General features: G+C 65.4%; 14 protein-coding genes. 5 read left to right on the top strand and 9 right to left on the bottom strand.

Going from position 1 to position 12,634, the window contains the following annotated elements:
• The first annotated feature begins 190 nt into the window (after positions 1–190).
• Both cysS and ISP20_RS06485 read left to right on the top strand, forming a co-directional pair.
• The gene (cysS, locus tag ISP20_RS06490; RefSeq protein WP_204635246.1) at positions 191–1,579 is read left to right on the top strand and encodes a cysteine--tRNA ligase; all 1,389 of its coding nucleotides are present in this window, start codon (positions 191–193) and stop codon (positions 1,577–1,579) included.
• Between the two features lie 198 nt (positions 1,580–1,777).
• Positions 1,778–2,212 (top strand): SufE family protein, encoded by a 435-nt coding sequence (locus tag ISP20_RS06485; RefSeq protein ID WP_204635245.1) that lies wholly within the window; start codon positions 1,778–1,780, stop codon positions 2,210–2,212.
• A 68-nt stretch (positions 2,213–2,280) separates the two neighbouring features.
• On the opposite strand, the gene dksA is transcribed toward ISP20_RS06485, so the two are convergent.
• The gene (dksA, locus tag ISP20_RS21565) at positions 2,281–3,378 is read right to left on the bottom strand and encodes an RNA polymerase-binding protein DksA (RefSeq protein WP_239535397.1); all 1,098 of its coding nucleotides are present in this window, start codon (positions 3,376–3,378) and stop codon (positions 2,281–2,283) included.
• 146 nt (positions 3,379–3,524) lie between these two features.
• Here dksA and yidD point away from each other — a divergent pair, with 146 nt between their 5' ends.
• Together yidD and ISP20_RS06470 are read left to right on the top strand one after the other, a co-directional pair.
• Positions 3,525–3,767 (top strand): membrane protein insertion efficiency factor YidD, encoded by a 243-nt coding sequence (yidD, locus tag ISP20_RS06475; protein WP_204635244.1) that lies wholly within the window; start codon positions 3,525–3,527, stop codon positions 3,765–3,767.
• Positions 3,757–5,094: a dihydroorotase gene (locus ISP20_RS06470; RefSeq protein WP_204635243.1), complete on the top strand. Its 1,338-nt coding sequence runs from the start codon at positions 3,757–3,759 to the stop codon at positions 5,092–5,094. Before yidD ends, ISP20_RS06470 begins: the two co-directional genes overlap by 11 nt.
• A gap of 62 nt (positions 5,095–5,156) precedes the next feature.
• Here the strand turns inward: ISP20_RS06470 and ISP20_RS06465 are convergent, their stop codons facing one another.
• The 8 genes from ISP20_RS06465 to efp all read right to left on the bottom strand — a co-directional run bounded on the left by ISP20_RS06465 (position 5,157) and on the right by efp (position 11,428).
• Positions 5,157–5,612, bottom strand: coding sequence for a YbaY family lipoprotein (locus tag ISP20_RS06465; protein WP_204635242.1), 456 nt, complete (start codon positions 5,610–5,612; stop codon positions 5,157–5,159).
• Positions 5,613–5,678: 66 nt separating this feature from the next.
• Entirely contained in the window at positions 5,679–6,632 is a 954-nt protein-coding gene (folE2, locus tag ISP20_RS06460) for a GTP cyclohydrolase FolE2 (protein ID WP_204635241.1), read from the bottom strand.
• A 115-nt stretch (positions 6,633–6,747) separates the two neighbouring features.
• Complete coding sequence (locus ISP20_RS06455) at positions 6,748–7,587, bottom strand: squalene/phytoene synthase family protein (protein ID WP_204635240.1); 840 nt, start codon at positions 7,585–7,587, stop codon at positions 6,748–6,750.
• Positions 7,584–8,255: a phosphoglycolate phosphatase gene (gene gph, locus ISP20_RS06450; protein ID WP_204635239.1), complete on the bottom strand. Its 672-nt coding sequence runs from the start codon at positions 8,253–8,255 to the stop codon at positions 7,584–7,586. The genes ISP20_RS06455 and gph overlap by 4 nt, the downstream gene beginning before the upstream one ends.
• Complete coding sequence (ubiG, locus tag ISP20_RS06445; protein ID WP_204635238.1) at positions 8,252–8,974, bottom strand: bifunctional 2-polyprenyl-6-hydroxyphenol methylase/3-demethylubiquinol 3-O-methyltransferase UbiG; 723 nt, start codon at positions 8,972–8,974, stop codon at positions 8,252–8,254. The genes gph and ubiG overlap by 4 nt, the downstream gene beginning before the upstream one ends.
• 30 nt (positions 8,975–9,004) lie before the next feature.
• Positions 9,005–9,280, bottom strand: a complete 276-nt coding sequence (locus ISP20_RS06440) for a YciI family protein (RefSeq protein ID WP_204635892.1) — start codon at positions 9,278–9,280, stop codon at positions 9,005–9,007.
• Positions 9,270–10,610 (bottom strand): TRZ/ATZ family hydrolase, encoded by a 1,341-nt coding sequence (locus tag ISP20_RS06435; RefSeq protein ID WP_204635237.1) that lies wholly within the window; start codon positions 10,608–10,610, stop codon positions 9,270–9,272. Before ISP20_RS06435 ends, ISP20_RS06440 begins: the two co-directional genes overlap by 11 nt.
• A 248-nt stretch (positions 10,611–10,858) precedes the next feature.
• Positions 10,859–11,428, bottom strand: coding sequence for an elongation factor P (gene efp / locus ISP20_RS06430; protein WP_204635236.1), 570 nt, complete (start codon positions 11,426–11,428; stop codon positions 10,859–10,861).
• A gap of 81 nt (positions 11,429–11,509) precedes the next feature.
• Between efp and epmB the strand changes: the two genes are divergently transcribed.
• Positions 11,510–12,520, top strand: coding sequence for an EF-P beta-lysylation protein EpmB (epmB, locus tag ISP20_RS06425; protein WP_204635235.1), 1,011 nt, complete (start codon positions 11,510–11,512; stop codon positions 12,518–12,520).
• Positions 12,521–12,634: the final 114 nt, after the last annotated feature.

The following is a 12,634-nucleotide window of genomic DNA, read 5'->3' as shown; positions in this document are numbered from 1 at the left end:
GAATCGACGCTTAGAACTTTGCCTAAAGTCGCTTGAACGGCAGCCGTTATTCATCCATCTGGCAGGCTTCTGGCCGCCAACCGGCCAGACCGGTCCCGGACGCCCTGCGGAGCGGATGGCGGCTTGTTAAGATGCGCGACCGGCTTGCGCCCGCCTGGCGCCTGCTCCCACCGTCCGGACCCCCTGACCGATGCCGATTTCGCTCCATAACAGCCTGACGCGCCGCGTAGAAGCGTTCACCCCGCTCGATCCCCAGCGGGTCACCATCTACCTGTGCGGACCGACCGTCTACAACTACGTGCATATCGGCAATGCGCGCGGGCCGGTGGTCTTCGACGTGTTCGTGAAGCTGTTGCGCCGTCACTATCCGAACGTGGTCTACGCCCGCAACATCACCGACGTCGACGACAAGATCAACACCGCCGCCCAGCAGCTGGGCGTGGGCATCGAAAGCATCACCACCCGCTACGCCCAGGCGTACGGCGAGGACATGGCCGCGCTGGGCATCGCCCCGCCCGACGTGGAGCCCTACGCCACGGCCCATATTCCGCAGATCATTGCGATGATCGAGCGACTGATCGCCAACGGCCATGCCTATGCCGCCGAAGGCCACGTGCTGTTCGAAGTGGATTCGTTCGCCGCGTATGGCGAGCTGTCCGGCCGCGATCCGGAAGAACTGATCGCGGGTGCCCGGGTCGAAGTGGCGCCGTACAAGAAGCATCCGGGCGACTTCGTGCTGTGGAAGCCGTCCACGCCCGAACTGCCCGGCTGGGACAGCCCCTGGGGCCGCGGTCGCCCCGGCTGGCACATCGAATGCTCGGCCATGAGCGAGGCCCATCTGGGCGAGACCATCGACATCCATGCAGGCGGCGTGGACCTGCAGTTCCCGCATCACGAGAACGAGATCGCCCAATCCACCTGCGCGCATGGCGGCAAGCCGTTCGCGCGCTACTGGATGCACAACGGCATGCTCACCTTCAGCGGCCGCAAGATGTCCAAGTCGCTGGGCAACGTGATGCTGGTGCACGAGCTGCTGAAGGAACATCCGCCCGAAGCCTTGCGCTTGCTGCTGCTGCGCGGCCATTACCGCCAGCCGCTGGACTGGTCCGACGGCGCCGTCACCCAGGCCATCAGCACCCTGGACGGCTGGTACCGCGTGCTGCGCGACCTGGTCGACGTCGACGTGGACCTCACCTCGCTGCCCGTTCCGCCCACCGTGGAAGCTGCCCTGAGCGACGATCTCAATACGCCGCAGGCGCTGGCCGAGCTGTCGCAGCTCGCCGATGCCGCACGGCAGGCCGGCAGCGAAGAGGAACGCCGCGCAGCCAAAGCCGCACTGCTGGGCGCAGGCGCCGTGCTCGGCCTTCTGCAGCAAGATCCGGAAGCCTGGTTCAAGCAGGCCGGCGGCGCTGCCGAGGTCGATGCGGAACGCGTCGAAGCCCTGCTGGAAGAACGCCGCAACGCCCGCGCCGCGAAGGATTTCAAGCGCGCGGACGCGATTCGCGAAGAGCTCACGGCGATGGGTGTGGCGATTGAGGATGGCGCGCAGGGCACGCGCTGGAGCGTGGTGAAGGGGTGAGGTTGGACTTCGCGCCCAAATCCGCTTCGAAGCACCTTCCCGCGAGCACCCGCCCCTCGCCCCGGCCCTCTCCTCGCAAGGGAGAGGGAGAAGTGGGGTGTACTGCGACGTCAATGCAGCAACCAAATAAAGAGCGGCCCCTGGCCTGCGCCGGGACGACGGGCCAATGGACCGCGCAAACGCGCGATAATCCCGTCCATGAATGCCACCGCCCCCTCCAGCGCCGCCCAGGCGCAACAAGAGATCGTCGAAGAATTTGCCTTCTTCAGTGACTGGACCGAGCGCTACCAATACCTGATCGACCTCGGCAAGCAGCTTCCGGCATTCCCGGAGGAGCTGAAGATCGAGGAATACCGCGTGCACGGCTGCCAATCCATGGTCTGGCTGGTGCCCAGCGGCGATGCGGACAACCTGCATTTCCAGGCCACCAGCGATTCGGCCATCGTGTCCGGCCTGATCGCGCTGGTGCTGCGCGTGTATTCCGACCGCTCGGCCCGCGACATCGTCGCCACCGAACCCCGCTACATCGAGGCCATCGGACTGGCCAAACACCTTTCGCCCACGCGCTCCAACGGTCTCGCCGCAATGCTGGCAAAGATCAAGGCGTACGCCGCGGCGGCCCTGAAGGCCTGACCAGGCCGCCGTAAAGCACAAAGCCCCGCACAAGGCGGGGCTTTGCTTTATCCGGCACAAGCCAGGGCTTAATCGCCCATCTGCTTCTGCAGATGCTCGCGGCGTTCCTGCGCATCCAGCGACAAGGTCGCGATCGGGCGGGCGTCGAGACGCTCCAGGCCGATTTCCTCGTCGGTTTCCTCGCAGTAGCCGTAACGACCCTCTTCGATGCGACGCAGTGCCTTGTCGATCTTGGAGATCAGCTTGCGGTAGCGGTCGCGCGTACGCAGTTCCAGCGAGTTCTCGGTCTCGCGGGTGGCGCGCTCGGCTTCGTCGCCCACGTCGCGCACTTCGTCACGCAGGTTCTCCATCGTCTGACGCGACTCTTCCACCAGCTGTTCGCGCCATTCACGCAACTTGTTGCGGAAGTACGCGAGGTGCTTGGGGCTCATGTACTCCTCGTTGTCGTTGTTCGAGGGGCGATAACCCTTGGGCAGGTCGATCAGAGTCGTGGAAGGCAGCGCATAGCGACCGTCTTCGCGGGTGATGCCATTGTCGAGAGTTGCGGTTTTATTCATCGAGGACTGCTGGGCTTTCTGAGTTTTGATAGGGGTATGGCGAGCGGTCGCGCTGGCCACCTTGCCCGTGAAGGGCGACGTGGCCGGCTTGCTGGGTGCCGCCACCGGCGGCGCCTGCTTGGCAACCGCTGGCTGCTTGGCGGCGGCGCTCGCTGCCGGTTTGGCCGGCGGCGCAGCCTTGGCGGGTGCTGCCTTGGCCACCGGCTTGGCGGGCGCGGGGGCCGGCTTCACCGGCTTGGCGACTGCCTTGGGCGGCGTCTTGGCGGGCGCCGCGACCTTCTTGGCGGCCGGTTTTTCGGTTTTCTTGGCGACCACCGCCGGCTTCTTCACCGGTGTCGTCTTCTTGGCTTGTGGCTTGGGAGCTGGCTTCTTGGCGACGGCCTTGGCCGGAGCCTTGGCGACAACCTTCTTGGCGGCAGGCTTGCTGGCGGCGACGACCTTCTTCGCGGGCGCCTTCTTTGCAGCCGGTTTCTTGGCGGCAGCGGCCTTGGCCGGTGTCGCAGTCCGCCCGGCGGCAACCTTCTTGCCGGCCTTGGCGTCTTTCACCTTACCAGCAGGCTTTCCTTTCTGCGGCTTGGTGGCTGTCGCACTACGCGTCGTTTTCGCCATTTCCCTTCACCATTTTAGCCTTGGCGGCCGGGTGTTATAGCCCATGCGGCTTACACCGGCAACCGTGCTTCTGGAATACTTGCGACACTACAAGCCGCAAGCTGTTTCGGCAGCGTCAAACCGTCGTGACCCGACTGATACTTTTCATGCTTGGCTTCTACAAGCGCTGGCTAAGCCCCCTGCTGGGTCAGCGCTGCCGCTTCCATCCCAGCTGTTCCGATTATGCACGGATTGCGGTTGTGCGCTTCGGTCCGATCAAGGGTGGCGCACTCACCGGCTGGCGTCTATTGCGCTGTCAGCCAATGTGCGAGGGCGGTGAAGATCCCGTTCCGGCGCATTTCACTTTCCGTCGTTGCCGTACTCCAGGAGAAGAACCCCATGTCCACTGAATGGCTGATCAAGCATGCCGAACTGGTCAACGAAGGCCGCCGTTTCCACGCGGACGTACGCGTAAAACAAGGCCGCATCGAAGCCATCGCCGGCGATCTTGACGCGCGCCCCGGCGAAAAAGTGATCGACGCCAGCGGCCTGTGGCTGTTCCCCGGCATGATCGACGACCAGGTGCACTTCCGTGAGCCCGGCCTGACCCAGAAAGCCGACATCGCCCACGAATCGCGTGCCTGCGCCGCCGGCGGCATCACCAGCTTCATGGAAATGCCCAATACCAAGCCGCCCGCGCTCGACCGCGAGACGCTGGAAGCCAAATACGCGCTGGGTGCCCAGAACTCGGCGGTGAACTACGCCTTCTACATGGGCGCCAGCAACGACAACCTGGAAGCGATCAAGCGCCTCGACCCGCTCGCCGCGCCAGGCATCAAGGTGTTCATGGGCGCCTCCACCGGCAACATGCTGGTGGACAACCCCGAGGTGCTGGACGGCATCTTCAAGTACGCGCCCACGCCGATCATCACGCATTGCGAAGACACGCCGATGATCGACGCCAACCTGGCCAAGGCGCACGAGAAGTACGGCGACGCCATCCCGGCCTGGGAACACCCGCTGATCCGCTCGCGCGAGGCCTGCATCAAGTCCACCCGCCTGGCCATCGAGCTGGCCCGCCGCCACAACAGCCGCCTGCACGTGCTGCACATCTCCACCGCCGACGAGCTGGCGCTGTTCGAACCGGGCCCGCTCAAGGGCAAGCGCATCACCGCGGAAACCTGCGTGCATTTCCTGCACTTCGACGATCGCGACTACGAACGCCTCGGCTTCCTGATCAAGTGCAACCCGGCCATCAAGACCTCGGCCGATCGCGAAGCCATCATCAAGGCGCTGGGCGAAGGCCGCCTGGACGTGCTGGCCACCGACCACGCACCGCATCTGCTGGAAGAAAAAGGCCAGCTGTACGACAAGGCGCCGAGCGGCCTGCCGTTGGTGCAGTACGCGCTGCAGGCCGTCTTGCAGCGCGTGTTCGAAGGCAAGCTGACGCTGGAGCGCGTGGTCGAAGCGGTGACGCACGCGCCGGCTACGCTGTTCGACGTGAAGGAGCGCGGCTACCTGCGCGAAGGCTATGCCGCCGACCTGGTGCTGGTCGATCCGAACAAGCCGCACACGGTGACCCGCGAAGAAGTGTTGTCCAAGTGCGGCTGGACGCCGTTCGAGGGCTACACCTTCAACAGCTCGATCGTGGCCACGTTTGTGAACGGCCAGCGCGTGTGGGATGGCAGCAGCGTGGATCAGAGCGTGCGCGGGCAGCGATTGGGCTTCAGTCGGTAATCTGCTCGACTGTCCCTTTCCCTCATCGTCATTCCGGCGTGCGCCGGAATGACGAGCTAGGGTTACGGCACGGCCTTCAGCGTGATGCTCACGGGACCGTTCTCGCCGGAGCGACCGAGCACGCTGGTACGCGTGTCGTTGATGGCGAGCAGCTTGTCGCCCTGTTGCAGGCGCACGCCAATGGCGAAATCCACGCCGTCCTTCAGTTCGGCGGGGTCGTAGCTCAGCATGAAATCGACCGGCGATGCGCCCACCGGCTGGATGCGTTCTTCCGCCACGGTGCGGGCGGGCGCGTCCTGGCGGCTCACATCGGCCAGGGTGACGATCAACACCGCATCGGCCGGAACCGCTTGCGGCAGCTCGTAGCGCACGTCGCCGATCAGAGTCTTCATCAGGGCCTGGTGCACCGGCGCAGCGGTCGCGACGGGCGCGTCTTCCTTGTGGCGGTGGTGCGAAAACATCGAGCAGGCCGACAGCGCGAACACGGCGGCGGCCAGCAACGGAAGACGGAACGACATGCGAATCTCCATGGGGGAAGCCCTGCGACGGGCTCCCGCCATGCTATCAGGCCGCCGTCAAAACACTCAGGCGCAACCCTTGCCGGCGTAGCCGCCTTCGACACCCTTGCTGGCATACGCCACGGCATCGTGGGGATGCAGGCTTTCCTGGTGCTCCACGCGGATGTGGAAATCGCTGATCGCCTTGTCGACATCCAAGGCCTTCTGAATCCTGCGCGCCGCATCCTCGCAGAACATCAGGTTGCCGCCATTGGCGAGCGCGAAAGCTTGCTCGTCTTCGCGCTTCACCGCGGTCTGCACCGGCGTGCCCAGCGCGTGCTCGGTGACGTCGATCAGGTCGATCAGATTGAACGCCGCATCTTCCGCCGGACGTACGCGCAAACGCGCCACGCTACGCTGCGCATGCGGCGTGGCGACGATGCCCTTCTCGCTGCCCAGCCAGGACAGCACGGCGGCGTGATCGACCGGCTTGCCGGCATCGAAGTCCTTGGCGAACTGATCCTGGATCAGCTGGCGCGACAGCGCCGCCGACGCGGGACAGGTCGACGAATAGACGATCTCGGTGCCGAACTCGAGCAGGAATTCGTCGCCGATCATGCTCGCTTCGATGGTCACCGGATACGAGCGCCAGCCGCTGTTCGCGCTGCGCAAGGCAGGACGGCGCACCAGATGCTCAAAGCGGATGCTGAGGCAGGCGCGGTCGGACAGGTCCTTGTGCGACTCCAGGAAGCCGCGCAGCAGATCGCGCAGCGTGTCGGTGCCCAGCGTCTTCGTGCTCAGCGCTTCTTCGACCTGCAGGTAGAGCCGCGACATGTGGATGCCGCGCTTGTCCGGGCGGCGCAGGTTGACGAAGGCGCCGACGCGCGCACTGGCGCGCTGCACGTCGCCGTCGCCGGCATCGAAACGTACCGGCACTTCGATACCGTCCATGCCCACCCAATCCAGCTCGCCGACGAGGTGCGGCTGGGCGTGGACTGCCACGTCGGGCAGCAGGCGAGCGGTGTTTTCCTCGGTGTACATGGTCAATCCTAGGGTCCGACGGGCGGTCTGGCCGCCTTGAAGACCTCGATTTTGGGGCACCAACGGCGCCTCGCAATAGTGGCGCGCGGGAAACGCTGCGTCCCGACGGCTATTTTCAACCGATCTGGCGCTGCCAGGCACGCGCGGCCTGCCAGGCCTGCCAGGTCACGCCCAGGCCCTGCCTGCCCTGCCCTTTTCGCAATACATCCAGTGGATCGGCGGCCTTGCGCGCCTTGGCCACCAGCGCACGTCCCTGGCGCGATTCCAGCCCGCGGAAGGCACTCAACGGTCCCGGCAGGCGCTCGGCCTCGCGCCAGGCGTGGTGCAGATCGTCCAACTGTGCGCGGATGGCGTCGTTGCGCACCTCGGTCGCTTGGCGCAATTCGCTGCGGCTGAGGCCGAACTTGGCCAGCCGCGACATCGGCAAGGCCAGGCGGTCGCGATCGACGTCTTCTTCGAGACGCAGCAGCGAATACAGCAGATGCGAGAGCGTGGCCACCCGGCTGGCACGCGTGCTGTCGGCCTTGTCGCCGAACCACCACGCCGTTTCCAGATCGGCCACGGCACCGTGCAACAACGAGCCGGCCGCAATCTGGGCGGGGAAATCCGCGGCCGTGCCCTCTTCCAATTGGCCCATCGCAGCCAGCACCGGAGCGACCCAGCGCTCGGCGGCGATCTCATGCGCGCGGTCGCTGTCGAACAGCACCTGCGTCAACGGATGACGGCCGCCGCTCGCCGCCGCACCGGACAGTTCCTCGGCCCACCAGTTGAGCTTGGTGGCCGCCACTTGCGGTTCGCGAATGCCATAGGCCGCGGCAAGCAGTTCCTGCTCGAACGCCGCCAGCGCGATATGACCGGGGTACCGGTTCGGATCCACGAAGGCCAGGGCAATGCGCTGCTGCGGCTGCACGGCCAGCCACTTGTCGATATAGCTCTGCAGCGCAGTGCCGCTCATGCGGTGACCTTCACGCGAACGGTGAGATCGGACGGATGATCGACCACCAGGTCGGCGTTCCATTCGCTCGGATCGCCGCCGTCGAGATAACCCCAGCGCACGGCCACGGTGTACAGGCCGGCCGCAGCGCCCGCCAGCACATCGCGGCGATCGTCGCCCACGAAGACGCAGCGCGACGGATCGAGACCGGCACGCTCGCAGGCCAGCAATACCGGCGCGGGATCGGGTTTCTTCACCGGCAACGTATCGCCGGACACGATCGCTGCCGCGCGCGGCGCCCAGCCGATACGCACCAGCAGGTCGTCGGTGAGAAAGCCCGGCTTGTTGGTGACCACGCCCCAGACAATGCCCTGCGATTCCAGCGAGGCCAGCAACTCGTCGACGCCATCGAACGGACGCGTGTGCTCGGCCATCATCGCCTGGTAGAGCTCCAGATAGCGCGGCATCAGGGCCAGCAACGCCGCGTCGTCGGCATCGGCAAATGCACAGCGCAGGATCGCCCGCGAACCGCGCGAGACGACTTCTCGCACCATCTCATACGGCGGCGCAGCCACCTGCATCTCTTCGCATTGCGCCTTCAGTGCGGCGTACAGATCGGGGGCGCTGTCGAGCAAGGTGCCGTCGAGATCGAACAGCACGCCCTGGATGTTTTCGGGGAATGGCTTCATGCGGGCTTTCGTGCGCTGATCAGGTAATTGACGGCGGTGAAGCGGCTCAACCAGGCCTTGCGGCTGATCGGGTTGTAGCCCAGTCCGGAAACATCATCGACTTCCAGCCCGGCGTGGCGCATCAAACGCCCCAGTTCCGAAGGCTTGAGGAATTGCGCGTAGTGATGGGTGCCACGCGGCAGCATGCGCATGAGGTATTCGGCGCCGAGAATGGCGGCGCCGAACGCGGCCGGCGTGCGATTGAGCGTGGACATCACCAGCACGCCGCCCGGCTTGAGCATGCGTACCAGATCGCCCACCAGCGCGGCCGGATCGGGTACGTGTTCAATCAGCTCCATGCAGCACACGGCGTCGAAACTCTCCGGTTCGGCAGCAGCGAGATCCGCCGACGACTGCACGCGGTAGTCGATCTCCAGGTTCGGCGTTTCCAGCCGCGACTCGTGCATGTGCAGGCGCGCGATCTCGATCACCTTCTCGCCCAGGTCGATGCCGGTGACGCGCGCGCCCGCTTTCGCCAGCGCCTCGCTGAGCAGGCCGCCGCCGCAGCCGACGTCGGCGACGCGAGCGCTTCGCAGGTTCAGCCGATCAGCGACATAGGCCGCACGCACGGGATTGAGATCGTGCAGCGGGCGCGATTCGCCATCCGGATCCCACCAGCGCGCGGCGAGCTTGCCGAAGCGGGCGATTTCCTCGGGACTGACATTGGTTGCGGCTTGCATCGGCAGATCCTTGAAGACTGGGTGCGAAGTTTAGTGCGCGTTCCATTCGTGGACGGTGATGTCCCAACCGCCACTGGTGTAGGCCGGGTCCTGATGGACGATGGAAAGCGCTTCGTCCATGTCGGCGGCGCGCATCAGGTACGCCCCGCCGGAGCGATCGCTGAAGCCGCCGGACAGCTCCAGCCGGCCTCCGCCACGCAAGCCTTCGAGGAAATCCAGATGCGGCTGCACGACGGCTGGATCGAAATCGGGGCGACGCATGGCCAACACGAGATAGCGTTTCACGGCGATCCCCTCAACCCGCATCGATGGCAGCGATGCGTTCGCGCCAGGCATGCGTTTTCGCCAGCACGGCATCGGTATCGATGTCGGTAAGGATGCGCGCGGCCAGCTTGCGCACGCCGTTGATCCACACATCGGTGACCTGGTGGCGGCCGGCGGCATAGGCCAGCTGCGAGGCGATATGGAACAGCGGCTGCGTTTCCAGATCGGACAAGCGAACCGCGGCCAGATCGGCCTGCTTGCCCACTTCGATGGAACCGATGCGATCTTCCAGCCCCATCGCGCGAGCACCGTTGAGCGTGGCCGCACGCAACGTATAGGCCGCATCGAAGGCCGCTGCATCGTTGGCCACGGCCTTGGCCAGGAACGCGGCCGTGCGCATCTCGCCGAACATGTCCAGATCGTTGTTGGACGCGCAGCCATCCGTGCCAATGGCCACATTCACGCCGGCCTGGCGCAGCTTCTCCGCCGGGCAGAAGCCCGAGGCGAGCTTGAGGTTGGATTCGGGACAATGCACCACCGACACGCCCGCTTCGGCGCAGGCTTCGATTTCCGCATCGGTGAGCTGGGTCATGTGCACCGCGATCAGGCGGTCGTTGACCAGGCCGAGCTTCTGCAGGCGCTGGAACGGGCGCAGGCCGCTCTTGGCCTTCTCCTCTTCCACTTCATGTGCGGTTTCGTGCGTGTGCAGGTGCACCTGGATGTCGAGCTGGTCGGCCAGCACGCGGATGCGCTCGAAGCTCTCGTCGGACACGGTGTACGGCGCATGCGGTGCAAACGAGGTGCTTACCAGCGCGTCGCCGAGGAAACTGTCGTGCACTTCGATGGCGCGCTCGAAGTATTCGTCCTGCGTCTTCGCCCAGGCCGTGGGAAAGTCGATCACCGGCAAGCCGACTACCGCGCGGAAACCCATGCGGCGATAGGTGGCGCCGATCACGTCGGGGAAAAAATAGTTCTCGTTGGCGCAGGTGGTGCCGCCGCGGATCATCTCGGCCACCGCCAGTTCGACGCCGTCGCGCACGAACTCCGGTCCGATCACCTGGCCTTCGACCGGCCAGATGTGCTTCTGCAGCCACACCATCAGCGGCAGATCGTCGGCGAGGCCGCGCAACAGCGTCATCGGGTTGTGCGTGTGCGTGTTGACCAGCCCCGGAATGAGCACGTGCTCGCCCAGCTCCACGCGCTCGCGCGGCGCATAGGCGGCGCGGGCCTCGGCGATAGGCAGCAGCGCCACGATGGCGCCCTGGTCGACGGCCACGGCGTGGTGTTCGAGCACGACGGCATGCGGTTCCACCGGCACGACCCAGCGCGCTTCGATCAACAGGTCGACGGTTTGCGGGGCGGTCTGGCTCATCCGTTGGCTCACTTCTTCAATGTTGGATACGACATGGGGCGGATCACCTTGCGGTGGCCGCCCCATGGTTACACGCGGGAATGACGTTCTTTTGATCGTCATTCCGGCGAAAGCCGGAATCCAGTGACTTTGCGTTGGTTCGTGCGAAAGCGAATAAAGTGTGCTTCGCACGACGTACTTCACTGGATCCCTGCTTTCGCAGGGATGACGCATTGGCAAAGCCGCGCGCAAGCGCGCGGGCCAGTTCGTCACTTGCCGACGCGGCTGACGTATTCGCCCGTGCGGGTGTCGACCTTGATCACTTCGTCGGTGGTGACGAACAGCGGCACGCGAACCACGGCGCCGGTTTCCAGGGTCGCCGGCTTGCCGCCGCCGCCCGAGGTATCGCCACGCAGGCCCGGGTCGGTCTCGGTGATCTTCAGTTCAACGAAGTTCGGCGCCTGCACGGAGATGATTTCGCCGTTGAACAGCGTCACCACGCACTCTTCCTCGCCCTTCAGCCACTTCACCGCATCGCCCATGCCCGCCTTGCTGGCCTGGTGCTGCTCGAAGCTTTCCTGGTGCATGAAGTGCCAGTACTCGCCGTCGGAATACAGGTACTGCATGTCGGTATCGACGACGTCGGCGACTTCGAAGCTGTCGCTGGACTTCATGGTCGATTCGCTGGTGCGGCCGTTCTTCAGGTTGCGGATGAAGATGCGGGTGAACGCCTGACCCTTGCCGGGCTTGATGAAATCGGCGTCGGTAATGACCCAGGGGTCATTGTTGTGAAGGATCTTCATTCCCTTCTTGACGTCGTTGAGACCGGCGGTGGCCATGCTGCGCTCCAGATGTGACGCCGCCGACAGGCAGCTAGAATAGGTGGTTTCCCGGGCGCTGAGCCCGATTCAAGACCTATTATGATAACCGCAAGCCACGCCGCCCGCCTATCTCCGCCTGCAGCCGACTGGCGCACGCTGTGGCGCGAGGCCGTCACCGACCCGCATGAATTGCTAGCCCTGCTGGGGCTGGAACAGCTGGCCAGCCGGTTGCCGGCCGACGACGCCGGCTTCAGCGTGCGGGTGCCGCGCGGTTTCGTGGCCCGCATGCGCCAGGGCGACCCGCTCGACCCCCTGCTGCTGCAGGTGCTGCCCCAGCTGGCCGAGCTGGACCAGGTGCCGGGCTATGGCGTGGATGCGGTGGGCGATATGGCCGCCCGTTCCGCCCAGGGCGTGCTGCACAAATACCAGGGCCGCGCCCTGCTGATTGCCAGCGGCAGCTGCGCCATCAACTGCCGCTACTGTTTCCGCCGCCATTTCCCCTACGGCGACGAGATGGCCGCCGCGGGCCAGTGGCGCAAGGCGCTGGAGCACGTGCGCCAGGACAGTTCGATCAGCGAGTTGATCCTCTCCGGCGGCGACCCGCTGTCGCTGGCCACGGCCAAGCTGGAAGAGCTCAGCCGCGGCCTGGCCGAGATTTCCCATGTGACCCGCCTGCGCATCCACACGCGCCTGCCGGTGGTGCTGCCCGAGCGCGTCGACGAAGCCTTCGGACGCTGGCTGGGCGAGCTGCCGCTGCAGAAGGTGGTGGTATTGCACGCCAACCATGCCAACGAATTCGATGCATCCGTGGATGCCGCCTGCGCCCGCCTGCGCGAGGCCGGTGCCACCGTGCTCAACCAGTCGGTGCTGCTGCGCGGGATCAACGACGACGCCGATACGCTGACCCAGCTCTCCGAACGGCTGTTCGCGGCGGACGTACTGCCCTATTACCTGCACCAGCTGGACCGCGTGCAGGGGGCGGCACATTTCGAGGTGGACGATGCCGAGGCGCTCGCCCTGGTCGAGGCCATCCGTCAACGCCTGCCGGGCTACCTCGTTCCCAAGCTGGTCCGCGAAGTGGGTGGCGAAGCGTCGAAGCGTCCGCTGTAACAGATGGGCGGCACAGTTGTGGGCCGCGTCACTATCGGAACAATTCCGCTGGCAGTGATCGGAAGAATCCGTTACAACCTCGGATGGCATGCGCCCTGCTGTCACGGCAGGTAC

Origin of the sequence: Dyella kyungheensis (assembly GCF_016905005.1) — a bacterium.
In the GTDB taxonomy this organism is placed as follows: domain Bacteria; phylum Pseudomonadota; class Gammaproteobacteria; order Xanthomonadales; family Rhodanobacteraceae; genus Dyella; species Dyella kyungheensis.
Note: the sequence above shows the minus strand (reverse complement) of the source record. Positions and strands in the feature narration are given on the sequence as shown.

Excerpts from the sequence above, each read along its gene's own strand:
- ISP20_RS06465 (WP_204635242.1), bottom strand. The coding sequence starts at position 5,612 with ATGTCGTTCCGTCTTCCGTTGCTGGCCGCCGCCGTGTTCGCGCTGTCG.
- efp (WP_204635236.1), bottom strand. The coding sequence starts at position 11,428 with ATGGCCACCGCCGGTCTCAACGACGTCAAGAAGGGAATGAAGATCCTT.
- ISP20_RS06470 (WP_204635243.1), top strand. The coding sequence starts at position 3,757 with ATGTCCACTGAATGGCTGATCAAGCATGCCGAACTGGTCAACGAAGGC.
- ISP20_RS06440 (WP_204635892.1), bottom strand. The coding sequence starts at position 9,280 with ATGCGGGTTGAGGGGATCGCCGTGAAACGCTATCTCGTGTTGGCCATG.
- ISP20_RS06455 (WP_204635240.1), bottom strand. The coding sequence starts at position 7,587 with ATGAGCGGCACTGCGCTGCAGAGCTATATCGACAAGTGGCTGGCCGTG.
- cysS (WP_204635246.1), top strand. The coding sequence starts at position 191 with ATGCCGATTTCGCTCCATAACAGCCTGACGCGCCGCGTAGAAGCGTTC.
- ubiG (WP_204635238.1), bottom strand. The coding sequence starts at position 8,974 with ATGCAAGCCGCAACCAATGTCAGTCCCGAGGAAATCGCCCGCTTCGGC.
- gph (WP_204635239.1), bottom strand. The coding sequence starts at position 8,255 with ATGAAGCCATTCCCCGAAAACATCCAGGGCGTGCTGTTCGATCTCGAC.
- ISP20_RS06435 (WP_204635237.1), bottom strand. The coding sequence starts at position 10,610 with ATGAGCCAGACCGCCCCGCAAACCGTCGACCTGTTGATCGAAGCGCGC.
- ISP20_RS06485 (WP_204635245.1), top strand. The coding sequence starts at position 1,778 with ATGAATGCCACCGCCCCCTCCAGCGCCGCCCAGGCGCAACAAGAGATC.
- dksA (WP_239535397.1), bottom strand. The coding sequence starts at position 3,378 with ATGGCGAAAACGACGCGTAGTGCGACAGCCACCAAGCCGCAGAAAGGA.
- folE2 (WP_204635241.1), bottom strand. The coding sequence starts at position 6,632 with ATGTACACCGAGGAAAACACCGCTCGCCTGCTGCCCGACGTGGCAGTC.
- yidD (WP_204635244.1), top strand. The coding sequence starts at position 3,525 with ATGCTTGGCTTCTACAAGCGCTGGCTAAGCCCCCTGCTGGGTCAGCGC.
- epmB (WP_204635235.1), top strand. The coding sequence starts at position 11,510 with ATGATAACCGCAAGCCACGCCGCCCGCCTATCTCCGCCTGCAGCCGAC.